The sequence below is a fragment of the Streptomyces sp. NPDC046909 genome (genome assembly GCF_040644695.1).
In the GTDB taxonomy this organism is placed as follows: domain Bacteria; phylum Actinomycetota; class Actinomycetes; order Streptomycetales; family Streptomycetaceae; genus Streptomyces.
Genome location: NZ_JBEYXC010000013.1, coordinates 185,046 through 205,950, shown reverse-complemented (window position 1 = coordinate 205,950; position 20,905 = coordinate 185,046). Strand labels below are relative to the sequence as shown.

Genomic DNA, 20,905 nt, shown 5'->3' with positions numbered 1-20,905 from the left:
CTTGCCTGCGGATTCCTCAGAGGGCTCGGGAGATCCAGCCTGGGAGCTGGATCTCCGAAAGTGCAAGGTGGCCTCCGCCTACCTCAAGTACGGTGACTCGGCATGATCGAGTCCGAGATTGAGATCAGCGAGGGCCTGGTCCGCGACCTGCTTCGGGAACAGCATCCGGACCTGGCCGAGTTGCCCATCCGGGAAGTGGCGGGCGGCTGGGGCAACCAGATGTGGCGCCTCGGTAGCGAGTTGGCCGTCCGGATGCAGCGGATGGACACGAGCCCCGATCTGCAACTCAAGGAGCGCCGGTGGCTGCCGACCCTGGCCGCGCGCCTGCCGCTGCCGATTCCTGTCCCCCTCCGGGACGGTGTGCCGTCCGAGCGCTTCCCCAAGATCTGGACCGTCATGACATGGGTCGAGGGCACGCCGCTGGACCACGGCTCGATCACGCGCGGCGACCACGCGGCCGAGACGCTGTCGGGTTTCCTCAGGGCGTTGCACGTGGAGGCGCCTGCCGACGCACCGACCGCTTCGGACTTCGGCGCTCACCCCAGGGAGTGCACGGACGGCTTCGAGCACTTCTTCCAGGTTGTTGCCCCTGCCGACCTCGCCGACGAGATCCGTGAAGTCTGGGGTGAAGCGGTGGCGGCCCCGGGGTGGGAGGGCCCACCGGTGTGGGTGCACGGCGACCTGCATCCCGCGAACGTCGTCGTCGCGGACGGGACATTGGCGGGTGTCGTCGACTTCGGCGCGCTGGTCGCCGGCGACCCGGCGTGGGACCTCGTGGCCGCCTGGCTGCTCCTCCCCGCGGGCGGCGCCGCACGGTTTTTCAACAGCTACGCACAGGCGGACGAGGCAGCGGTGTGCCGGGCGCGCGGACTGGCCGCGATGAGGAGCCTGTTCCTGATGGCGATGGGCCAAGCTGGGGATCGCGGCCTGCCTGGCGGCAAGCCGAACTGGGGGCCCGCAGGCCGGTCCGCACTTGATCGTGTCCTCAAGGGCCTTTGACGTCGGCGGGGCTCGACGGGGCCTCCCCGGCGACCATGCACTTGCCGACAGGTAGTCCCGCACCAGACGCCGGTGGGCGGTGAGCCACGACAGCGTCCGCTCGCCCTCGCCTACTTCCAGCCGTCGAGCGACACCTGGGGCCCGTCGGTGAGGTAGCGGTGGAGGGCGCTGGCCGTGGTGTCGACGAACGTCTCGGGGATGGCGGTGGCGTCGATCCAGCGTACCTGGGCGTGCTTGCGCGGCTCGCGGTTTTCTGGCTCGCCCGTCCATTCGTGGGCCGTGAAGACGACGGTGAGGAAGCCGTTGGGGGCCTCCACACCCCAGGCGCCGTGGATGATGTGCGCGACCTTCAGAGACTCCGGCTTCACGGTCAGACCGGTTTCTTCGTACAACTCCCGCACTGCCGTCTCGGTGATGGGCTCGCCGGGTTCGCTCTTGCCGACGGGGAGGTCCCACATGCCCTGGGCGAACTTGGCGTTCTGGCTGCGCTGGAGGAGGACGACGCGGTTGGTGGCCTTGTCGTGGACGATGACGGCGGCGACCAGCAGGGTCATGGATTCGAGGGCGGGCGGCAGGGCTTTGGGCTGGTCGTCGGTTGTCCGCTGAGCCACGGCTTGTGTCCCTTCGTCGGCCGGATGGTGGCAGCTTAGGCCAGCGCTTCGCGTGCGCGGCGGGCGAGTTCGGCGGCTCCGGGCACTTTACGGCGCTGGTAGATGGAGAGGGTGGAGCGGAGCGAGGTGATCGCTTTGCGGGTGCGGTCGGACGTCATTCCCTCCATCAGGGTCAGGGCCTGTGACCAGGCGGCGACGGCTTCGTCGGCTCGGGCCTGGGCGGCGAGGCTGTCACCGAGGTCGGCGTAGGTGAGGGCGTGGACGCGCTTGTACTTCTCGGGGTCCCAACGCACCAGGGCATCGCGGTGTTGTTGTTCGGTGCCGACGTGGTCGGCGAGGTCGGTCAGAGTGCGGGCGGTGTGGCTGGCGACGGTGCCGGCGGCCGGGCCGCTGACGCGGGAGTAGCTGGGCTGGGGCCCGTCGTCGCGTAGGAGGGCGTCTTCGGCGGCGAGCAGGGCGCGGGCCGCTGCGGGCTTCGCGCCGACCGCGGCGTAGGCGCGGGCGTGGGTGATGTGCAGTAGCGCCTCGGTCTGGCCGTCGACGTGGCCGAGGCCGCGGGTGAGGGCGCCTTCGACGAGGTCGACGCAGTGGTGGGGCTGCTTGAGGCTCAGTGCCTGATGGGCGAGGGCACGCATCATCCAGGAGGCGTGGCCGCGTGGGTCGGCTTCGCAGGCGAGCTGGTAGCCAACCTGGTAGTAGCGCTGGGCGGCGCCTTCTTGGCCGAGGTCGTGGTGCTTCCACCCGGCGAGGTAGGCGAGTTCCGCCACAGCGCCGAAGGCGGCCTGCCGTAAGCCTTCGTTCGGGAAACGGCCGCGGAGCATGGGGGCGGCGGTGTCGGCGAGGTAGGCGGTGACCGTGGTCAGGCCGTGGCCGCCACCGAGGCGTTCGTCGGCCGCGCTGAAGGCCGCGGTGATCTGCCGTACGACATCTACGTCCTCGATTCCGACCAGAGAGCTGCCGACGCGGGCCCGCAGCATGCGGGCGGTGGCCTCGTGGTCGTAGAGGAGCGGCATGGCGACGCCAGCAGTGGTGAAGGCGGCGACGGCGAGGAAGCGGCGGCGTTCGACGTCAGCTCGGCCCAGATCGGTCGCGGCCAGAACCGGGTCGGGCTCCTCCGACACCGCAGTTTCGGGTGCGCGAAGGCCGATCTCGACCAAGGTGATGGTGCGGCCTGCTCGGCGGGACAGTGTCTCAGCGAGGTACTGGCCGGTCCGTCCAGTCGGCTGGCGTGTGCCGTTCACCCAGTGGGAGACGGCCGACTTGTTGGTCTGGAGGATCTCGCCGTTCTCGGCCGCGATACGCCGGATGTCCTTCGCCAGAGCCTCGAAGGTGCAGCCGATCCCCTGGATCACCTCACGCAGGCGGGAGTTGGGACCTCTCGGCGCTTCCACGATCGCCTCCGCTCCGGAGCTGTAAACCGCGTATACCGCTTCAACTGCCTCTCACCGTACCCACTGTGCGTGACGGAGGGTTCACTAAACATCAGCCGCCCGGCCCCGGTCCAACACCGTGACCAGGCTCCCCCCTTCGGTCGGGCGGTCCCCGAAGTTCCGTACGCCTACACCGGGTTCGGGCATTCCTGTGCCCGAACCCGGCCGATCAGAGACGGAGACACGGTGACCACCATCGACACCAAGGCCGCCATCACGGTCGTACTGCCCGAGGCGTTCGACGAGCGCTGGAGCCGTTTGCCCGGCATCCAGGTCGACGGCCGGCGCATCACCATCGACCCTGCCGAGTACTTCTTCCGCTTCGAGTCCAACACCTGGCTCGTCGCCGATTGGGAGCTGGTCAAGTCCCAGCTCCTGGACGTGGAGGAGACCACCGAGAGTGCGGTCGAGCAGCTCGCGCTGGACTTCATCAAGGCCCACGCCGCCTCTACCTCGGACGCCGCCCGAGTCCTGTCCACCGCGTACGAGGTGTACGCCTACCTCTTCCGCGACGAGCATCTCGCCAGCCTCGGCCTGCCGCAGATCACCGCCGAGCACCTGCGGATGCTGCGCGAGGCGGCCACGCTGATGGCGCTGAACAAGGTGGAGCTGGACGGGCACATCTCCAACGTCGGCCCGTGCTGGTTCTTCCCCGCCGCCACCTCCGTCGTCTTCGACCTGGACGACGAGATGGGCGGGACGCTCGACGAGGTCTACCACGGCGGCTGGTTCAACGAGCACCGCCGTATCGAGTCCATCAAGGCCCACGCCGCCCTCGGCGGCCGGCTCGTGCACGGCTGCCAGTCCGTGCCGGACCAGTCCGGCGGAGTCGTCGCGCCCTACGGTGCGTCGATGACCGCCTTCCGCGACGACCTCGCGGCCTTCAAGTCCGGCTGGATCGAGCAGGTCTACGCCCACCGCGTGAGCCCTGCCGCGTAGCACCACACCTCACGCCAGGTTCCGGGGCGGGCCGGCACCTCTCGCCCGCCCCGGACGCCTTCAACCTTTCTGGAGCCCCCACGTGACCGCGAACCCCAGCGTCGAACTCCTCGACAACCTGCTCACCATGGCCGGACGGACCACCGCCGTGCGCGAGGAGGTGCGCGTGTGGTCCATGTCCGGTGTCGAGCGCCTGACCTTCCCCGACGCCAGCACCGCGATCTTCAAGTACGCGAAGCGGCCCTTCGACGGCGAGGACCGGGCCCTCCGTCTGGCGCGCACGCTCGGCGTCCCCGTCCCGCAGGTCCACGCCTCCGCCGTCCTGGACGGCTGGCTCGGCATGCTCATGGAAGACCTCGGCCCCGCCGTCCGCGACGCCGACGACCTCGACGGCACCGCCGCGGCCGTGGTCCTGCACGGCACCCGTACGGCTGCCGCCCTGCCCGTCCTCGACCAGGCCCGCCTCCGCACACTGCCGAACCGGGCCCTGGAACACCTCGCCCTGCTCCGCAAGGCCGAACGCTGGCAGGAGACGGACGACGTCGAGGACGCGCTCGATCGGATCGCCCAGGCCGCCGAGGCGCGCTCGGCTGGTACGACGGTGGCCCCGTTCGGCTGGGTGCACTCCGAATTCCACCCCACCAGCCTCCACATCGGCCAACACGGCTGGCGGCTGCTGGACTTCGCCCGCGCCTTCACCGGCCCCGGCCTGCTCGACCTCGCCAGCTGGCACGGCACCCTCGACACCCCCGACCCCGTACGTCTGCGGGTCTTCCTGGAGCAGTACGTCACCGCCGGCGGCACCCCCGATGCCCTCACCCGACGCGGCGGACTGACCGCCGAGAACTGGGCTTTGGGCTGGCACCGCATGTGGGCCATCGAGTGGTTCATGGAGCAGTCCGTCCACTGGATCAACGACCCGGCCACCGACCCGGCTTACATCAAAGCCGTACGCCGTCATCTCACCGACGTCCTCCACCTCCTGGAGGTCTGACGTGCTCGCCCAGGCGTCCCCCTGGTACGTCCACGCCCTCCAGCGCACCACGGCCAGTCCCGCCGAGCCGCTGTCAGTACCCGCCCGGATGGAATGGACAACGCGGCCCGGCAGCGGCCCCGGCGCCGAGATCCTCGGCACAGACCTGCGCCGCAAGCGGCTGCTGGAACTCGGCTGCGGCCCCCGGTCACAACGCCGCCCACCTTGCCACCCGCTACGGAGCCCAGGTCACCGGCGTCGATCTGGTCGGCCTGCAGGTCCGCCGGGCCCGGTCGCACTACGGGCGGCTGAACAATCTGACCTTCGTCGCCGGCCATGTCCTGCACTACCTGCAAGCCTCCGACGAGCAGTTCGACGCCATCTACTCCGTCTTCGGGGCCATCGGCTTGGTAGCCCCCGAGCTTCTGCTCCCGGCCATCGCCCAGCACCTCAAACCCGGGCGCACCCTCGCCTTCTCCGTCCCCCACCCCAAGCGCGGCGGCTTGCGACCCACCGCCGACGACCGACCCCGCCGGGACTACGTCACCCTCCCTGACCGCACCCGACTGCCCATCGCCCGCTGGGACTTCGATGCCGACCGCTGGGAGAAGCACCTCGACCGCGCCGGTCTCTGGCTCACCTCGGCCCAGGAGTTCCACGACGCCCGCCGCGGCCTCTGGCCCACCACGTTGCTGATCACCGCGCGCAAGCTCTGACCCCCGCTCCGCCGTCTCTTGGGAGAAACCGATGCGCCCGCCCTATCTGCTCCTCGACGTCGACGGCGTCCTCATCCCCTTCCCGGACGCCGATGGGACCAGTCCGGCCACCCACGACCGCCACGATGTCGTTCCCACCGGCCGTAGCGCCGACGATCCGGTCACCGTCTGGCTCAGCCCGAGCCATGGCCCCTTGCTCATGGACGTGATACGGACCGGCCTGGTCACCCCGGTCTGGTGCACCAGCTGGCGCCAGGACGCCACCACACTGATCGGGCCGCTCCTCGGCCTCCCGTCCCTGCCATACGTCGACCTCCCGCGTCCGCAGATCGCCACCAGCCACCCCAACGGCTATCTCTGGAAACGAGACCATGTCGATGTCTGGCTGGGCAACATGCCTGTTGCTTGGGTCGACGATGACTTCACTGCCCTCGACCATGCCTGGGCAGCAGAGCGCACGGCGCGGGGCATGGCGACGTTCTTGGTCCAGCCTGATCCCCACATCGGGTTGTTGGCCGAGCACCTGGCTGAAGTCATGGAATGGGTTGGCCGCTTGTCCGTCGTGCCAACCAGCGAATCCGCTTCTGCTCCTGGAGCCGAAGCAGCCTGAAGTGATCACAGAGCAGGACGTCAATACCGTCCGAGAGCCAACTGCTTGATCTATCGATGTCGTCCACGTTCCTCGGGCCTGGAGGCCGGCGTCGTGGCCGAGGGCTGGACCGCCATAGGGCGAGAGGACGCTCCCGGTGTGCTGCTTCGCTTGCGTGCTGCCTGTGCTCGCCTGTTCGGCTGGAGGGTGATGCGCCAGTTGAGGATCTCGGCGGGGCGTTCGGCGGTGTCGAGTTCTCGCAGGGCGGCGACTTCGGCCAAGAGGCGCCGGGGGTTGTGGCCGGCGGTCTCGGCGCGGGCGAGGGTTGTGGTCAGGGCTGGCCAGGCGGGATCGGTAAGGATGCGGTCGGCCTGGCCGGGGAGGGCCGTGCGTAGATCCTGCTCGAAGCGGCTGATGGTGGCGGAGCGTGGTGCGCGTCGGGTGAGATCTGCCAGGACCGGCGCGGCACCTGCCTGGTAACCGAGCTGTAGGTGACGGAAGGCTTGCTCAGCCGCGGCGGCCTGCTGCTCGTGGCCGCGTTGTTCGTGCCACTTGGCGGCTGCCCGCGCCAACTGGAGTGCGGCAAAGATCAGGGCGATGGCGAGTCCGCCCGGATCGTGTGTGGCGTAGGCGAGTTCCTTGGCGGCTTCCCGCAGAGCGGTGGCGGCTTGATGGTCGGCCCGGATCGCCGAACGGCGGGCGCGGTTGAACACCTGTGCCGCTGCTTGTAGTTCGGCCCGGTGCGGGCCATGGCTGGCGAGGGCCAGGTTGTGGAGGGTGTCGCCGAAGGCATCCAGGTGGCCCTGGGCCACGGCCTCGCCACCTGAGTCGAGAACGGCGTGCGCGTGGCGGATGGCGGTTTCGGCGCGGTGCCACGGCTCGGCCGGGTCCGCCACCGGTTGAGGGCGGTCGACCAGCTCCTGGGGCGGGAGGCGTTCGCGCAGACGGTTGCAGGACAGGTCGGGGGCGAGCTTTGAGCCGCCGTACCAGACCGGCTCGCCGTTGGCCGTGTCGCCGGGCGCGGCCAGGCTGTAGCCGGTCACCTCGCCGGTCTCGGGGCCGATGCGCGGCTTGACCTGGATGCCGAGGGAGCGCAGCACGGTGAAGTACTCGTCGATGCTGCGTACGGCGGCGGCGACCGCGTACGCCTGCTCGCGCAGCCACTCCCGCGCGGTCTCCTCCCGGCCCTGGCGTTCCGCCTTTGCCCGCTCGGCGCCGGTCGGGGTACGCGGGGCGGTGAGGTCACCGGACTTCAGGCGGCGCAGCCCGAACTCGGCCTCGATCTTGCGGCATTCCAGCTGTGCCCGCCAGCCGTCCCGGTTCGTACGAGGGCGGCGGCCGTCGGCTCGGACGGTGGTGGCCATGATGTGGATGTGGTCGTCGGCGTGCCGGACCGCGATCCAGCGGCACGCCTTGTCGTCTCCCTCGGGGGCGATGCCCGTGGCGGCTACGACGCGGCGGGCAACCTCGGCCCACTCAGCGTCGGTGAGGTAGCGGTCGCCGGGCGCGGTGCGTACGGGGCAGTGCCACACATGCTGCGGTGGCTGCTTTCCGCCGAGTTCCCGGGTGCGGAGGTCGACGTGGTGGTCCAGGCGCCGGGCGAGCTGGGTGTAGGTGGCGGTGGGGTCGCGGCCGGGGTCGGGGGCGCCGGCCATGTCCCAGGCGGCCACGATGTGGGGGGCCGTGTGCTCGTCGCGCCGCCCCTTGCCGAAGAGGTAGTTGATCAGGCCGAGGGTGCTGGAGCCGGTGGAGACGTCAGGCACCATGACCGGCTCCTTCCGCCAGGAGCCGGTCCATGAGTGCGTAACTGGCCTGGGCGGCCTGCTCAATGCGGTCGAGGACGGCCTCGGTGCGCTCGGGTATCGCGCCGGAGTGGATGGCTGTTGTGATCTGGTTGAGGTTGGTGCCGATCCGGTTCAGCGCCTTGGTGTGCGCTTCGATGGTCTCCACAAGCGGGCGGATGGGGTCGTCCTCTGGGCTGCCGACCATGCCCGCCTTGCCGAGCGCGACGGCGAGGGCGGCGTCGCCGACAAAGCCTGCGAACTTCTGGTGGCGCCGCTTGGCCTCGGCGTCGATGAGACGGACTGCGGTCGGCGTGAAGCGGATCTTCTTCTCTTGGTCGCGCTTCTCAATGGTGCGCTTGCGGTTCATCCGCGCGGGCAGCGCGGGGGCGTCAGGCTCACGCCACGAGGGCTGCTCAACGGCGGCGGGCGGTTGACGGGCAGACGGCTCGGCGTGTGGGGAGCTGGAGTCAGGGACGGGCTGCTCGGCGCTGTCGGCGGTCGACGCGGCGCGGGGCTCGTTCACCCCCTCTTCAGGCTCGGGCGCCCGCTGGCGCCCGGCCCCCTCGCCCGCCGCCACCCCAGGGGCGGAGGCAAGCGCGGACGAAGCCCCGTTAGGGGCTCGTTCGCTCCAGCTTGCTGCTGTTCGTCGGTCCCGGCTGAACCAACCCCAGCGGCGGGACGAAGAGGGGTTCGTGTCGTTCTCAGTGTGCATGGTGGTGCTCCGCAGGAGAGGGGGATCGGGCTGTGTCACGTCCGTCGCATCCGTCGCATGCCTGGTCAACGCAGGTACGGAGACGCGGGCAGGTACGGAGAACTCCGTCCCGGCGACAGAGTCCGTCCCCGCGCTGACCTGCGCGGGGACGGATGCGACGGAGTGATAGGACCCGGTGGGATCAGAGAGCGCGCTTCGGTCCGGCGGGGCCACCGGGCGGGCCGACAGGCAGCGTCCCCGCCGGGGCGGCGGGCGGCCTGCCCTGCGGCATGCGGGCGGGGGCGGCGCCGCGTTCGGGCTCGGGTGCCGCCTCGACGAGGTCGGGGCAGTTGCGGGCCCAGGCATCCAGGAATCGGTTGCGCATGTACGCCTTGGCCTGCCTGCCCTTGTCGAACCGGTAGTTGGCCGGGCTGATGTTGAAGTCCCGCAGCAGGTTGCTCAGGTGGTACGCGTTCAGCCCTTTGGTGCCGTACTCCGCCCACGGGGCCTCAGCGTCCTGGAGCAGCGAGGCGACCAGATCCTGAGTGGCCAGGGCCTCGGGGTTGTCCGCCTGCGCGAAGATGCGGTGGATGTCGCGCAGGAGCCGCGTCTTCAGGCTGCTCTGCTCGTCCTGGGCTGCCTCGTGGCGGGTCATGGCCAAGCAGGCGGCACGAGCCTGAGCGGGCCACTGGCCGCCTGCCAGGTCGGCGATGATGACCAGCGGCTCCCAGGTGTCCGCCGCCCGGTCTTCCACCGGCATCTGCGGCACCATTCGGGCAGCCTGCCCGAGCAGGGGACCCAGCCAGGCGGTCAGCCGGTCACGCAGCGCGTTGAGTTCCGGCACCGAATACCGGGAGCGGAACGGGGTGACCTTCTCGCCCGGCTTACGCTTCTGCATCCGCAGAACGACCGCCCGATCCATGACCGTGTCCGGCAGGTCGCCGATACCCGCGATGGCAGCCATGGCGAAGGTGGGGAACGGGGTCGGTTTGTGATCCGGACCGGAGATTCGCCAGGCGGGCCGGTTGCGCTGGTGCCCGGCATTCAGCAGGCCGCGCAGGATCTCACTGTCACCGCTCGCCTTGGGGCCGAAGATGGTGTCCGCCTCGTCCACCAGCAGGGTAGGCGGGTTCTTGCCGATGATCCGGAAGATGACCGCCGGGGAGGTGTTCACCGTCATCATCGGCTGCTGCACTGTCTCGTGGAGTACGTCCAGAACCCGGGACTTGCCGCACCCCTTCGTCGGGCTCACCACCGCCAGACGCGGAGCATGCTGCAGAGCCGTCTGGATGTGCGTGGCCGCTACCCACAAGGTGACAGCGGTCAGCGCCTCCTCGTTGGGCAGCACCACGTACTTGCCGATCGCTGCCCGCAACTCGTCCAGCAGCGCGACCCCCTCAGCGGCTACCTGAGCACCGGCGCCTTCATGGCCGCCGGCGCGCGTCCCGCCACCGGTGGCTGCGATCTCTTGCTGCTCGGCCCGCTCCACGGGGACGTCGGTCCCCGGCGACAGGTGAGGGCCGTTGTCCCGGTCCCCGGTGCGGTCCCCTGGTGCAACTCCAGAGTCTTGGGGACTGGTCCCCGTTGGCGCGCCGATGCCGCTGACCTGCACGTCTCCAACGGATGTGGATATGAGGACGGTAGGTTGCGCCGACAGGAGAGCGGATGTATCGCGGGGACGGTCCCCTGAGACCGCGGCAGCAGAATGCTCGTCCCCGCGGCGTCCGGGGACACCTTGGCCGGGGACCGCGACCTCGGGCCAGCTGACCTTGGGGACCGTGTTCGGGTTGGTGGGGGACGTAGAGTCCTCCATAGACGTTCCTCTCGGACGAGGGGCAGGACGGGCAAGGTCCAGCCCCTCGTCGGCTCGTTCGTTCAGGGATGGGCGGTGTGCGGGGGACTCTCCGGCCTTCGGCGTTGGCGCGCCGAGGGCCGTTTCCGTGTCCCGGGCCTCCGGCGGTTCAGGAGGCCAGACCCCACTCGTCTCGGCCCTCGATCAGCGCCCGCTCGTAGCGCAGCAGCTCGGCCTCGGGGTACAGCACCCGCTTGCCGATCTTGATGCCGCGCGGGCCCTTCTCGATCTGGCGCCAGTAGCGGACGGTGCTCTCCGCTGTGCGGTAGCGCTCGGCGACCTCGGCGGTGGTCAGGTATCGCATGCATTCCCAATCGACTAGGCGGCAATCCGGTCTGCATAATTTGTACTCGACGATCGCCGGTCAGCCAAATCGGCAAGGTGATGTTACAATTTGAAAAGCTATGGTCAGGATGGAGGTCCGATGACAGGCGACAAGGCCGACGGCGGTGAGGTGCCGCTGCTCTACAGCGAGGGCAACATCGCCGCGCGGGTGGCGCTGGAGCGCGAGGTCAGGGGATGGAGCACGATCGAGCTGGCGGACCGTGTGTCCAAGGCCGGCGTCAAGATGAACCAGACCGCCGTCTGGCGCATCGAGAACGGCACCCCACGCCGCCGTATCAACGTCGACGAAGCCCTCGCCTTTGCCCGCGTCTTCGAGCTGCCCCTCGAAGAGCTGATGTCCCCGCCGTTGGAAGGGTTGGACCTCGACAGCAGACGGCTCGTCCAGGAAGCCGTCGAGGCGTACTACGAGACACGCGACGCTGACGACCGCCTGCACCATGCCGTCGTCGGCATCGCCGACTACATCCAGGCCCACCCCGACAGTTCACGGGCCATCCACGAGCAGTGCCTTCGCCTCATGGGCGACGAGCGCGACGCCCGCACCCTCACCGAGCACATCGAGGGTGGCGGCTACCACCGATAACCAACCCAAGGGAGAAGCCACTTGGCGAACATCCAGAAGCGCCCCAACGGCAAATGGAGGGCCCGCTACCGCGACCTCGACGGCAAGGAGCACGCCCGCCACTTCGACCGCAAGCTCGACGCCCAGCGCTGGCTCGACGAGGTCACGGCCAGCATCGTCACCGGCCAGTACGTCGACCCACAGGCCGGACGGATCACGTTCGAGAAGTACGCGAAGAAGTGGGAGGAGTCGCTCATCGCCAGCGAGGCGGGCGAGCGCATCACCGACAACGCGCTCCGTCTCCACCTCGTCCCGGCACTTGGCGCCCGCGCCATGGCGGCGATACGCCGCAACGACCTCCAGGTGCTCTTCAAGAGCCTGTCCGAGCTACTCGGCCCCGGCAGCGTGCGCAACGTCTACGACGTCCTCGTGCGCCTCATGACGGCGGCCGTCGAGGACAAGGTCATCGCCTCCAGCCCGTGCCGCCGGATCACCCTTCCGCCCATGCCGGACGAGGAGGTCACCCCGCCCACGGTCGCCCAGGTCGAGGCCATGGCCCGCGAGATGCCGCCGTACATCCGCGCGGCGATCGTCACACTTGCCGGATCAGGCTTGCGAATAGGTGAGTTGCTCGGTCTCAAGGTCTCGGACGTCGACTTCAAGGTCGGCACTATCCGCGTCGAGCGTCAGCGACTCCAGTCCGGGAAGATCGGCCCGCCGAAGACTGCCAAGTCGCGGCGCACGGTCCCGGTCGGCGAGGTCGTCACGGACGCTCTACTCACGCACCTCGCCGCACGCCCCTCCAAGGAGTGGCTGTTCACGATGGAGGAGGGTGAGCCCCTCAACTACCGCCGCTGGAAGACGGAGTGGAACTGCGCCCGCAGGGCGCTCCAGGCGGCGGAGAACGAGGCAGCCGAGCGCGAGGGCCGCAAGCGCGTCGAGCTGCCGCACATGGTGACCCACGACCTGCGCCACTTCTACGCCTCCGCCCTCATCGCCGGCGGAGCGAGCGTCAAGCAGGTCCAGTTGGTCCTCGGCCACGCGTCCGCCGTCATCACGCTGCGGATCTACGCCCACCTGTGGCCGGGCGAAGAAGACCGCACCCGGACCGTCATGGACGCCGTTCTCGGCGGCCTGCGGACCGGGTGCGGACAGGTAGGCGATGCGACCCGCGTAATCGCAGGTCAGACGGCCTAGCCATAGATCAAGCCTTCTTCGTCTCCCAGAAGATCTTGTCGATCTGGGCGATGTAGTCCAGCGCCTTCTGGCCCGTGGCCGGGTCCGTCGACGCCTTGGCGGCCGAGAGGGCCTTCAGGGTGTCGTTGACCAGCTGGTGCAGCTCCGGGTACTTCTCGAAGTGCGGGGGCTTGAAGTAGTCGCTCCAGAGCACCGAGACATGGTGCTTGGCGAGCTCGGCGCGCTGCTCCTTGATGACCGTGGCACGCGCCTGGAAGTGCGGGTCGTCGTTGGCGGCAATCTTTTCCTGTACGGCCTTCACCGACTCCGCCTCGATGCGGGCCTGGGCCGGGTCGTACACACCGCAGGGCAGGTCGCAGTGTGCGCTGACCTTGACCTTGGGGGCAAACAGGCGGGAAAGCATGGAGCGTTCCTTCCTCGTGATCGTCTTCTCAGGTGGGACATTACTCCCTGCGAGAGGGGTTTTCGCGAGTGCCCCCATGGGCTTAGGACAAAAGTCCGGGGTGAGACTGAGACTGGTGGATGAACGTACCGGGGAGGTGCCGGGGATGCCGGAGCTGTCGCAGGAGACCGAACACGGGGCCGCGCTCCCGCCCTTCGGGTGGGTGGAGGTGACCGGGCCGTCGATGGTGCCCACGCTCTATCACGGGGACCAGCTTCTGGTGCGTTACACGGGGCGGGTCAGGCCCGGTGACATCGTCGTGCTGCGGCATCCCCTCCAGCAGAACCTGCTCGTCGTGAAGCGGGCGGCGGAGCGCCGGCAGGGCGGCTGGTGGGTGCTCGCCGACAACCCGTGGGGCACGACCACCGACAGCAACGACTTCGGCGTCGTACCCGACGACCTGATCCTGGGCAAGGTCCGCTTCCGGTACCGGCCGCCCGCGTCCGGTCAGCGCTCGCCGCTCGCGCTGGCGCGCTGGGTGCTGTCGGCGGCCAGGCCCGTCTTCTCCGACCGGTCGGCCTCCAGGCGCTTGCGGGCGCGGTAGGCGGCGACGTTGGCGCGGGTGGCGCAGCGGTCGGAGCAGTAGCGCCGGGAGCGGTTGGTCGAGGTGTCCAGGTAGGCGTTGCGGCAGGGGGAGGCCTCGCACAGGCCGAGGCGGTCGACGCCGTATTCGGTGAGGTGGAAGGCGAGGCCCATCGCGGCGATGGCCGCGTAGCCGGCGGTCGCGTTGGACGGGTGGTCGGCGAGGTGCATGTGCCACAGCGGGCGGCCGTTGTCGTCGCGGTGGTCGTGCCCGGAGATCTGCGGGCTGACCGGGAACTCCAGGAGGAGCGAGTTCAGCAGGTTCACCGCGAGGGTCTCGTCGCCGTCGTCCGCGGCCTCGAAGACGGCTCGCAGGCGGGCGCGGACCGAGCGGAAACGGCTCACGTCGGCCTCGGTGGTGCGGCGGGCCGCGTCCTGGCCGCCGCCGAACAGGTCACGAACCGCCTCGACCGAGGTCAGTGAGTCCTTGCCCCGGGCCGTGTCCTCGGTGTTGACGAGGCGCACGGCGTAGTCCGAGTAATAGGCCAGTTCCACTTGTAGTCCTTACAGAGACGTTCTATGGTCGTCGTGCGGTCGAGCGGTAACAGCTGATCGTGCTTCCAGGGTATTACGTAAGCATCTGAAGAGGGGGCTCCCATGACCACCGGTACCGGAACCGACTGGCAGGCCTGGCAGGAGAGCTGGGACCGGCAGCAAGAGGTGTACATGCCCGACCGCGAGGAACGCTTCCGGATCATGCTCGACATGGTCGAGGCCCTCGTCGGACCCCGGCCCCGGGTACTCGATCTCGCGTGCGGCACGGGAAGTATCACGGCCCGGCTGCTCGCCCGGTTCCCGGAGGCCGTCAGCACCGGCGTCGACCTCGACCCGGCGCTCCTCGCCATCGCCGAGGGCACCTTCGCGGGCGACGACCGCGCCACCTTCGTCACGGCCGACCTCAAGGACCCGCAGTGGCCCGCGAGACTGCCGTACGACTCCTACGACGCCGTCCTGACCGCCACGGCCCTGCACTGGCTCCACAGCGAACCCCTGGCGGTCCTCTACGGTCAGGTCGCGGGACTCGTCCGCGACGGCGGTGTCTTCATGAACGCGGACCACATGATCGACGAGACGACGCCCCGGATCAACGCGGCCGAACGCGCCCAGCGCCACGCCCGCATGGATCAGGCCACGGCCGACGGCGCCCTCGACTGGGCCGAGTGGTGGCAGGTCGCCGCCCAGGACCCCGTCCTCGCCGAACCCACCGCCCGCCGCTTCGAGATCTACGGCGAGCACGCCGACGGCGACATGCCCTCCCCGGCCTGGCACGCGCGCGTACTGCGTGAGAAGGGCTTCGGGGAGGCACGGGCGGTCTGGGCCTCGCCCTCGGACACCCTGCTGCTCGCGGTCAAGTGACGGCATGAAGAGTCAGGCGACGGCATGACGAAGGGGCGGTACGGGAAGCCCGTACCGCCCCTTCTGCCGTCGTGCGACGGACTACAGGACCTTCGACAGGAACGCCTGCGTCCGCTCGTGCTGCGGGTTGGTCAGGACGTCGCGCGGGTTGCCGGACTCGACGACCACGCCGCCGTCCATGAAGACGAGGCTGTCGCCGACCTCGCGGGCGAAGCCCATCTCGTGGGTGACGACGACCATCGTCATGCCGGACTCGGCGAGGTCGCGCATGACGTCGAGGACGTCACCGACCAGCTCCGGGTCGAGGGCCGAGGTCGGCTCGTCGAACAGCATCAGCTTCGGGTCCATCGCCAGCGCGCGGGCGATGGCCACGCGCTGCTGCTGGCCGCCGGAGAGCTGCGAGGGGTAGTTCTTCGCCTTGTCGGCGAGGCCCACGCGCTCCAGGAGCTCGCCCGCCCGCTCGCGGGCCTGGGACTTGCTCGTGCCCTTGACCTGGATCGGCGCCTCCATGACGTTCTCGAGAGCCGTCATGTGCGGGAACAGGTTGAACCGCTGGAACACCATGCCGATGTCCCGGCGCTGGAGGGCGACCTCGCTGTCCTTGAGCTCGTACAGCTTGTCGCCCTTCTGGCGGTAGCCGACGAGCTGGCCGTCGACGTACAGCCGCCCGGCGTTGATCTTCTCCAGGTGGTTGATGCACCGGAGGAACGTGCTCTTGCCGGAGCCGGAGGGGCCGATGAGGCAGAACACCTCGCCCTGCTTGACCTCCAGGTCGATGCCCTTGAGGACTTCCACCGGGCCGAAGGACTTGTGCACGCCCTCGGACTTCACCATTGCGTTCATGGTCATCGCCGCCAGCTGGAGAGGGAGATCATGTTGGCCTTGACCTTCTGCCACGGTGTCGCGGGCAGGCTCCGGGAGGTGCCCCGGGCGTAACGCCGCTCCAGGTAGAACTGGAAGACGCTGAACACGCTGGTCATGACCAGGTACCAGATGCACGCCACGAACAGCATCTCCATGACGGCGTACGACGTGGAGCCGATCGTCGACGTGGCGCGCAGGAGTTCGTTGTACGTCACCGCGTACACCAGCGACGAGGTCTTCAGCATGTTGATGAACTCGTTGCCGGTCGGCGGCACGATCACCCGCATCGCCTGCGGGATCACGATGCGGCGCAGCGTCTTGGCGTGGCTCATGCCGAGCGCGTGCGAGGCCTCGGTCTGGCCCTCGTCGACGGCCAGGAGGCCGGCGCGGCAGATCTCCGCCATGTACGCGGCCTCGTTCAGACCCAGGCCGAGGAGCGCGGCCATGAACGGGGTCATGACGTCGACCATCTCGTCCTTGTAGATCGGACCGAGATTCAGCGTGGGGAAGATCAGCGCCAGGTTGAACCAGAGGAGGAGCTGGACGTAGACCGGGGTGCCGCGGAAGAACCAGATGTAGACCCAGGCCACCCAGCTGGTCACCGGGTTCTTGGAGAGCCGCATGACGGCCAGGATCACGCCGAGGACGACGCCCATGACCATCGCGAGGACGCTGATCAGCAGGGTGCGCCCTGCGCCCTGGAGGACCGTCTCGTCGAAGACGTAGTCGCCGACCGCGGACCACTGGATCTTGTCGGCCGTGGCGAAGGCGTTGATCAGCAGGCCGACGAGCGCCAGCACGACGACCGCGCTGACGTAACGGCCCCAGTGGCGGACGGGGACGGCCTTGATCGCCTCCGGCGGGAGAGAGGCGTCGGAGGCGGCGGGGGCCTCCTTGGAGACCGGCGGCGTCGCGTCCGCCGGCTCCTTCTCGAACTTGTCAGTCACCGTGACTGCCCTTCAGTGATGCCGGGTCGGTCACTTGCCGCCGTTGATCGCGGCCTTGTCGATGGCGCCGGACTGGGCGCCCCACTTGTCGAGGATCTTCTTGTACGTGCCGTCCTCGATGATCGCGTTGACGGCCGCCTCCAGCGCGGAGGTGAGCTCCTTGTTGTCCTTGTTCACGGCGATGCCGAACGGACCGGCGTCGACCTGCTCGCCGACGACCTCGAAGGCGTTGCCGTTGTCGGCCTTGCGGGCCAGGTCGATGGCGACCGGGTAGTCGTTGACACCGGCGACCGCGCCGCCCGACTTCACGCGGGTCTGGGCCTCGGTGTCGTTCTCGAAGGACTCGATGTCGAGCTTCTTCTTGCCGGCGTCCGTGCAGGCCTTGGACTGGGTCTGCAGGGCGGCCTCGTACGTGGTGCCGCGCTGCACGGCGACGGTCAGGCCGCAGAGGTCCTCGATGGACTTGATGCCCTTCGGGTTGCCCTTCTGGACGTAGACGGCGGTGCCGGCCTGGAAGTAGTCGACGAAGTCGACGCCCGGGCCGAGCTTCTTGCCCTTGTCGTCCAGGCCTTCCTGGCGCTGCTTGGTGTCCGTCATGGAGGACATCGCGACCTGGTAGCGGCCCGAGTTCAGGGCGGTGATCAGACCGTCGAAGGAACCGGAGGTGAACTTGAACTCCACACCCAGCTTCTCGCCCAGGGCGTTGGCGATGTCGATGTCGACGCCGACGATCTTGCCGCCCTCCTGGTACTCCATGGGCGCGTACTCGGCGTTGGTGCCGGCCTTGATGACACCCGCCTTCTGGATGTCCGCGGGCAGCTTGTCGAAGAGCGGGGCCTTGCTGGAGGACGCCGACTCCGAGGAGCCGCTGTCCTTGCCGCTGTCCGTCTGGTCACCGCAACCGGTGAGAATCAGGGCGCCTGCGACCGCGATCGAGCCGACCGCTGCGAGCCGGGAGCGAGCGGCGGTCGTACGACGGGTGGAGCTTGCGGTCATGGTGGGTTCCTCCGGCGGATGGGTGGAGTTGCCGATGGGGCGGGCGTCTGCCGACGGGGTCGGCAGGGGCCTTGGTTTCCTAGGTCGACGAGAGCACACGCCTTCGAGTGCCGCGACCTCGTGTGATTACGGCATCTTGCCATTCGGACTGCGCCATTCGGGGCGCCAGCCATGTCAAAATCGGATAACGGGTGACCCCCGAACCGCATCAGGACGGCCACCACGGCCGCACCTTCTGCGGGAATCTCTCCTTCCGGCCGGAGGATCTTCGGCACATCTCACGATGCGAGCGACGGCTTGACGGCTCGACGACCTGTTCGAGTCCTTGTCAAGAGGCAGCCGAGGACGAGTCCCTACATTTGGCCATGATTCATGTCACCGATATGTGACCTACGGGTCCCGACATGTGACCTTGCACTTATGGACTCGTCGAGGGTGCCGTCCGTCCGGTAAGAAGGTTCTTTACACCCCTCATCCGGGGCTCAGGGCGCGTGTGCGGCGCGCCCGTCGCGCACGGCCCGTACGCATCACCGACAGGGCCGTACGCGGTGCCCGCCCACTTCTCAACCAGGAGTGGCCACCCTCAAACCATGAATATCTAAGGGGTAGAACACAGTGGCAGCGGAGATCGTCAATCCTCGCAGCGACAGCGATACGGGCCAGGACGGGGCGGAGCCCCTCGATTCCTTCGACCCCGCGTTCGCGCTGCACCGCGGCGGCAAGATGGCAGTGCAAGCCACCGTGCCGATCCGCGACAAGGACGACCTGTCCCTCGCGTACACGCCCGGCGTGGCGAAGGTGTGCAGCGCCATCGCCGAGCAGCCCGACCTCGTCCACGACTACACGTGGAAGTCCTCGGTCGTCGCCGTCGTCACCGACGGTACGGCGGTGCTGGGACTCGGTGACATCGGGCCCGAGGCCTCCCTTCCGGTCATGGAAGGCAAGGCCATCCTCTTCAAGCAGTTCGGCGGCGTCGACGCGGTCCCGATCGCGCTGGCCTGCACGGACGTCGACGAGATCGTCGAGACCGTGGTCCGGCTCGCCCCGTCCTTCGGCGGCGTCAACCTGGAGGACATCTCGGCACCCCGGTGCTTCGAGATCGAGAAGCGCCTCCAGGAAGCCCTCGACATCCCGATCTTCCACGACGACCAGCACGGCACGGCGGTCGTGACCCTGGCGGCCCTGCGGAACGCCGCGCGGCTGACCGGGCGCGGGCTCGGCGAGCTCCGCGCCGTCATCTCGGGCGCGGGCGCGGCCGGTGTCGCCATCGCCAAGATCCTGGTCGACGCCGGGATCGGGGACGTCGCGGTCGCCGACCGCAAGGGCGTCGTCTCGGCGGACCGCGACGACCTCACGGACGTCAAGCGGGAGCTGGCCGGCTTCACCAACAAGGCCGGGCTGAAGGGCTCGCTGGAGGAGGCGCTCGCGGGCGCCGACGTCTTCATCGGCGTCTCCGGCGGCACCGTGCCGGAGGAGGCGGTCGCGTCGATGGCGGAGGGCGCCTTCGTCTTCGCCATGGCCAACCCGAACCCCGAGGTGCACCCGGACGTCGCGCACAAGTACGCGGCGGTCGTGGCCACGGGCCGGTCCGACTTCCCGAACCAGATCAACAACGTCCTCGCGTTCCCCGGCATCTTCGCCGGCGCGCTCCAGGTGCGGGCCTCCCGGATCACCGAGGCCATGAAGATCGCGGCGGCGGAGGCGCTGGCGGCGGTGGTCGGCGACGACCTCGCGGCCGACTACGTCATCCCGTCCCCGTTCGACGAGCGGGTGGCCCCGGCCGTCACGGCGGCGGTCGCGGCCGCGGCCCGCGCGGAGGGTGTGGCTCGCCGCTGAGGTGAGTGAGCTTGTGGGCGACCCCGTCCGGTGCGTAGCCGGGCGGGGTCACTTTTTGCGCTGAGGGTCATTTGTTGCGGTGGGAGTCGCTTTTCCGGTGCGGATCACTTTTTACGGTGGGGTGGGGCCGTTCGGGTGGTGGTGCCGTCGGTGACAAGAGGGCGTGTGTCACAGGGCTCCCCGGTTCCGCCGAGCGGCATCGGACCCTATCGTCAAGGTCATGTTCGCTGCCTACGCCGCCCGCATCGACCGTGACCAGCCGCTCAACGGACTGGAGTTGGGGGAGCGCCCGGCCCCCGAGGCCCGCTCCGGCTGGAGCGTCGTCGACGTCAAGGCCGCCTCCCTCAACCACCACGACCTCTGGTCCCTCAAGGGCGTCGGCCTGTCCGAGGACAAGCTGCCGATGATCCTCGGCTGTGACGCCGCCGGTGTCGACGCGGACGGCAACGAGGTCGTCCTGCACTCCGTGATCGGCCAGTCCGGCCACGGCGTCGGCCCCAAGGAGCCGCGCTCGATCCTCACCGAGCACTACCAGGGCACCTTCGCCGAGCAGGTCGCCGTGCCGACCTGGAACATCCTGCCCAAGCCCAAGGAGCTCTCCTTCGCGGAGGCCGCCTGTCTGCCCACGGCGTGGCTGACGGCGTACCGCATGCTCTTCACCAACGCGGGTGTACGGCCCGGTGACTCGGTCCTCGTCCAGGGCGCGGGCGGCGGTGTCGCGACCGCCGCGATCGTGCTCGGCAAGGCGGCCGGACTGCGGGTCTTCGCGACCAGCCGGGACGAGGCCAAGCGGAAGCGGGCCGTCGAGCTGGGCGCGGTGGAGGCGCTGGAGTCGGGGGCGCGGCTGCCGCAGCGGGTCGACGCCGTCATCGAGACGGTCGGCGCGGCCACTTGGTCCCACTCGGTGAAGTCCCTGAAGCCGGGCGGCACGCTCGTCATCTCCGGCGCGACCAGCGGCGACCGGCCCTCGCACGCCGAGCTCACCCGGATCTTCTTCCTCGAACTCAAGGTCGTCGGCTCGACCATGGGCACCAAGGACGAGCTGGAGGACCTGCTGTCCTTCTGCGCCGCCACGGGGGTCCGTCCGGTGATCGACGAGGTGCTGCCGCTGGACCGGGCCCGGGAGGGCTTCGAACGGCTGGAGTCGGGGGAGCAGTTCGGGAAGATCGTGCTCACGAACTCCTGACGTACGCG

The 20,905-nt window shown here is 69.2% G+C and carries 21 protein-coding genes and 1 pseudogene; 11 read left to right on the top strand and 11 right to left on the bottom strand.

The features are described from left to right. The first annotated feature begins 102 nt into the window (after positions 1 to 102). Positions 103 to 999, top strand: a complete 897-nt coding sequence (locus ABZ928_RS36350) for an aminoglycoside phosphotransferase family protein (RefSeq protein WP_361528333.1) — start codon at positions 103 to 105, stop codon at positions 997 to 999. A 110-nt stretch (positions 1,000 to 1,109) separates the two neighbouring features. Here the strand turns inward: ABZ928_RS36350 and ABZ928_RS36345 are convergent, their stop codons facing one another. Both ABZ928_RS36345 and ABZ928_RS36340 read right to left on the bottom strand, forming a co-directional pair. Next, complete coding sequence (locus tag ABZ928_RS36345) at positions 1,110 to 1,610, bottom strand: NUDIX domain-containing protein (RefSeq protein WP_361528331.1); 501 nt, start codon at positions 1,608 to 1,610, stop codon at positions 1,110 to 1,112. A 35-nt stretch (positions 1,611 to 1,645) separates the two neighbouring features. Further along, positions 1,646 to 3,001 (bottom strand): tetratricopeptide repeat protein, encoded by a 1,356-nt coding sequence (locus tag ABZ928_RS36340; RefSeq protein ID WP_361528329.1) that lies wholly within the window; start codon positions 2,999 to 3,001, stop codon positions 1,646 to 1,648. Between the two features lie 225 nt (positions 3,002 to 3,226). Between ABZ928_RS36340 and ABZ928_RS36335 the strand changes: the two genes are divergently transcribed. The 4 genes and pseudogenes from ABZ928_RS36335 (at position 3,227) to ABZ928_RS36320 (ending at position 6,278) form a co-directional block, all read left to right on the top strand. Further along, on the top strand, positions 3,227 to 3,979 hold the full coding sequence (locus tag ABZ928_RS36335; protein ID WP_361528327.1) for a hypothetical protein: 753 nt from the start codon (positions 3,227 to 3,229) through the stop codon (positions 3,977 to 3,979). Between the two features lie 82 nt (positions 3,980 to 4,061). Then, complete coding sequence (locus tag ABZ928_RS36330) at positions 4,062 to 4,973, top strand: aminoglycoside phosphotransferase family protein (protein WP_361528325.1); 912 nt, start codon at positions 4,062 to 4,064, stop codon at positions 4,971 to 4,973. A gap of 1 nt (position 4,974) precedes the next feature. Continuing rightward, positions 4,975 to 5,668, top strand: a pseudogene (locus ABZ928_RS36325) (class I SAM-dependent methyltransferase). A gap of 31 nt (positions 5,669 to 5,699) precedes the next feature. Beyond that, on the top strand, positions 5,700 to 6,278 hold the full coding sequence (locus ABZ928_RS36320) for an HAD domain-containing protein (protein WP_361528323.1): 579 nt from the start codon (positions 5,700 to 5,702) through the stop codon (positions 6,276 to 6,278). Between the two features lie 50 nt (positions 6,279 to 6,328). Here ABZ928_RS36320 and ABZ928_RS36315 read toward each other — a convergent pair whose 3' ends face one another. The 4 genes from ABZ928_RS36315 to ABZ928_RS36300 form a co-directional block, all read right to left on the bottom strand. Beyond that, positions 6,329 to 8,023 carry a mobilization protein gene (locus tag ABZ928_RS36315; RefSeq protein WP_361528321.1) on the bottom strand — a complete coding sequence of 565 codons (1,695 nt, stop codon included), beginning with the start codon at positions 8,021 to 8,023 and terminating at the stop codon, positions 6,329 to 6,331. Then, on the bottom strand, positions 8,013 to 8,564 hold the full coding sequence (locus ABZ928_RS36310; protein ID WP_361528319.1) for a hypothetical protein: 552 nt from the start codon (positions 8,562 to 8,564) through the stop codon (positions 8,013 to 8,015). The genes ABZ928_RS36315 and ABZ928_RS36310 overlap by 11 nt, the downstream gene beginning before the upstream one ends. A 370-nt stretch (positions 8,565 to 8,934) precedes the next feature. Then, the gene (locus ABZ928_RS36305; protein ID WP_361528527.1) at positions 8,935 to 10,119 is read right to left on the bottom strand and encodes a DUF3631 domain-containing protein; all 1,185 of its coding nucleotides are present in this window, start codon (positions 10,117 to 10,119) and stop codon (positions 8,935 to 8,937) included. Positions 10,120 to 10,693: 574 nt separating this feature from the next. After that, a complete protein-coding gene (locus tag ABZ928_RS36300) occupies positions 10,694 to 10,888 on the bottom strand; it encodes a helix-turn-helix domain-containing protein (protein ID WP_019889361.1) in 195 nt (64 codons plus the stop codon). A gap of 120 nt (positions 10,889 to 11,008) precedes the next feature. On the opposite strand from ABZ928_RS36300, the gene ABZ928_RS36295 reads away from it, so the two are divergent. Then, positions 11,009 to 11,512 (top strand): helix-turn-helix transcriptional regulator, encoded by a 504-nt coding sequence (locus ABZ928_RS36295; protein WP_361528317.1) that lies wholly within the window; start codon positions 11,009 to 11,011, stop codon positions 11,510 to 11,512. 21 nt (positions 11,513 to 11,533) lie between these two features. Further along, the gene (locus ABZ928_RS36290) at positions 11,534 to 12,688 is read left to right on the top strand and encodes a site-specific integrase (protein ID WP_361528315.1); all 1,155 of its coding nucleotides are present in this window, start codon (positions 11,534 to 11,536) and stop codon (positions 12,686 to 12,688) included. Positions 12,689 to 12,695: 7 nt separating this feature from the next. On the opposite strand, the gene sodN is transcribed toward ABZ928_RS36290, so the two are convergent. After that, the gene (gene sodN / locus ABZ928_RS36285; RefSeq protein ID WP_059192389.1) at positions 12,696 to 13,091 is read right to left on the bottom strand and encodes a superoxide dismutase, Ni; all 396 of its coding nucleotides are present in this window, start codon (positions 13,089 to 13,091) and stop codon (positions 12,696 to 12,698) included. 145 nt (positions 13,092 to 13,236) lie between these two features. Between sodN and sodX the strand changes: the two genes are divergently transcribed. Then, positions 13,237 to 13,674: a nickel-type superoxide dismutase maturation protease gene (sodX, locus tag ABZ928_RS36280; RefSeq protein WP_361528525.1), complete on the top strand. Its 438-nt coding sequence runs from the start codon at positions 13,237 to 13,239 to the stop codon at positions 13,672 to 13,674. Here the strand turns inward: sodX and ABZ928_RS36275 are convergent. Continuing rightward, positions 13,578 to 14,207: a CGNR zinc finger domain-containing protein gene (locus ABZ928_RS36275; protein ID WP_361528313.1), complete on the bottom strand. Its 630-nt coding sequence runs from the start codon at positions 14,205 to 14,207 to the stop codon at positions 13,578 to 13,580. The genes sodX and ABZ928_RS36275 overlap by 97 nt on opposite strands. 102 nt (positions 14,208 to 14,309) lie before the next feature. Here ABZ928_RS36275 and ABZ928_RS36270 point away from each other — a divergent pair, with 102 nt between their 5' ends. Continuing rightward, positions 14,310 to 15,068 carry a class I SAM-dependent methyltransferase gene (locus ABZ928_RS36270; RefSeq protein ID WP_361528311.1) on the top strand — a complete coding sequence of 253 codons (759 nt, stop codon included), beginning with the start codon at positions 14,310 to 14,312 and terminating at the stop codon, positions 15,066 to 15,068. An 81-nt stretch (positions 15,069 to 15,149) separates the two neighbouring features. On the opposite strand, the gene ABZ928_RS36265 is transcribed toward ABZ928_RS36270, so the two are convergent. From ABZ928_RS36265 to ABZ928_RS36255, 3 genes are read right to left on the bottom strand one after another with little or no spacing between them, the layout of a single operon-like run. Beyond that, positions 15,150 to 15,911 (bottom strand): amino acid ABC transporter ATP-binding protein, encoded by a 762-nt coding sequence (locus ABZ928_RS36265; RefSeq protein ID WP_361528523.1) that lies wholly within the window; start codon positions 15,909 to 15,911, stop codon positions 15,150 to 15,152. 2 nt (positions 15,912 to 15,913) lie between these two features. Further along, entirely contained in the window at positions 15,914 to 16,879 is a 966-nt protein-coding gene (locus ABZ928_RS36260) for an amino acid ABC transporter permease (RefSeq protein ID WP_361528309.1), read from the bottom strand. Positions 16,880 to 16,909: 30 nt separating this feature from the next. Then, positions 16,910 to 17,875 (bottom strand): ABC transporter substrate-binding protein, encoded by a 966-nt coding sequence (locus ABZ928_RS36255; protein ID WP_361528307.1) that lies wholly within the window; start codon positions 17,873 to 17,875, stop codon positions 16,910 to 16,912. 615 nt (positions 17,876 to 18,490) lie between these two features. Between ABZ928_RS36255 and ABZ928_RS36250 the strand changes: the two genes are divergently transcribed. After that, positions 18,491 to 19,711, top strand: coding sequence for an NADP-dependent malic enzyme (locus ABZ928_RS36250; RefSeq protein WP_361528305.1), 1,221 nt, complete (start codon positions 18,491 to 18,493; stop codon positions 19,709 to 19,711). Between the two features lie 220 nt (positions 19,712 to 19,931). Beyond that, positions 19,932 to 20,897 carry a zinc-binding dehydrogenase gene (locus tag ABZ928_RS36245; RefSeq protein WP_361528303.1) on the top strand — a complete coding sequence of 322 codons (966 nt, stop codon included), beginning with the start codon at positions 19,932 to 19,934 and terminating at the stop codon, positions 20,895 to 20,897. Positions 20,898 to 20,905 lie beyond the last annotated feature (8 nt).

Coding starts and splice junctions, on each gene's coding strand:
- ABZ928_RS36320 (WP_361528323.1), top strand. CDS start 5,700: ATGCGCCCGCCCTATCTGCTCCTCGACGTCGACGGCGTCCTCATCCCC.
- ABZ928_RS36255 (WP_361528307.1), bottom strand. CDS start 17,875: ATGACCGCAAGCTCCACCCGTCGTACGACCGCCGCTCGCTCCCGGCTC.
- ABZ928_RS36295 (WP_361528317.1), top strand. CDS start 11,009: ATGACAGGCGACAAGGCCGACGGCGGTGAGGTGCCGCTGCTCTACAGC.
- ABZ928_RS36265 (WP_361528523.1), bottom strand. CDS start 15,911: ATGAACGCAATGGTGAAGTCCGAGGGCGTGCACAAGTCCTTCGGCCCG.
- ABZ928_RS36315 (WP_361528321.1), bottom strand. CDS start 8,023: ATGGTGCCTGACGTCTCCACCGGCTCCAGCACCCTCGGCCTGATCAAC.
- ABZ928_RS36270 (WP_361528311.1), top strand. CDS start 14,310: ATGACCACCGGTACCGGAACCGACTGGCAGGCCTGGCAGGAGAGCTGG.
- sodX (WP_361528525.1), top strand. CDS start 13,237: ATGCCGGAGCTGTCGCAGGAGACCGAACACGGGGCCGCGCTCCCGCCC.
- sodN (WP_059192389.1), bottom strand. CDS start 13,091: ATGCTTTCCCGCCTGTTTGCCCCCAAGGTCAAGGTCAGCGCACACTGC.
- ABZ928_RS36245 (WP_361528303.1), top strand. CDS start 19,932: ATGTTCGCTGCCTACGCCGCCCGCATCGACCGTGACCAGCCGCTCAAC.
- ABZ928_RS36350 (WP_361528333.1), top strand. CDS start 103: ATGATCGAGTCCGAGATTGAGATCAGCGAGGGCCTGGTCCGCGACCTG.
- ABZ928_RS36300 (WP_019889361.1), bottom strand. CDS start 10,888: ATGCGATACCTGACCACCGCCGAGGTCGCCGAGCGCTACCGCACAGCG.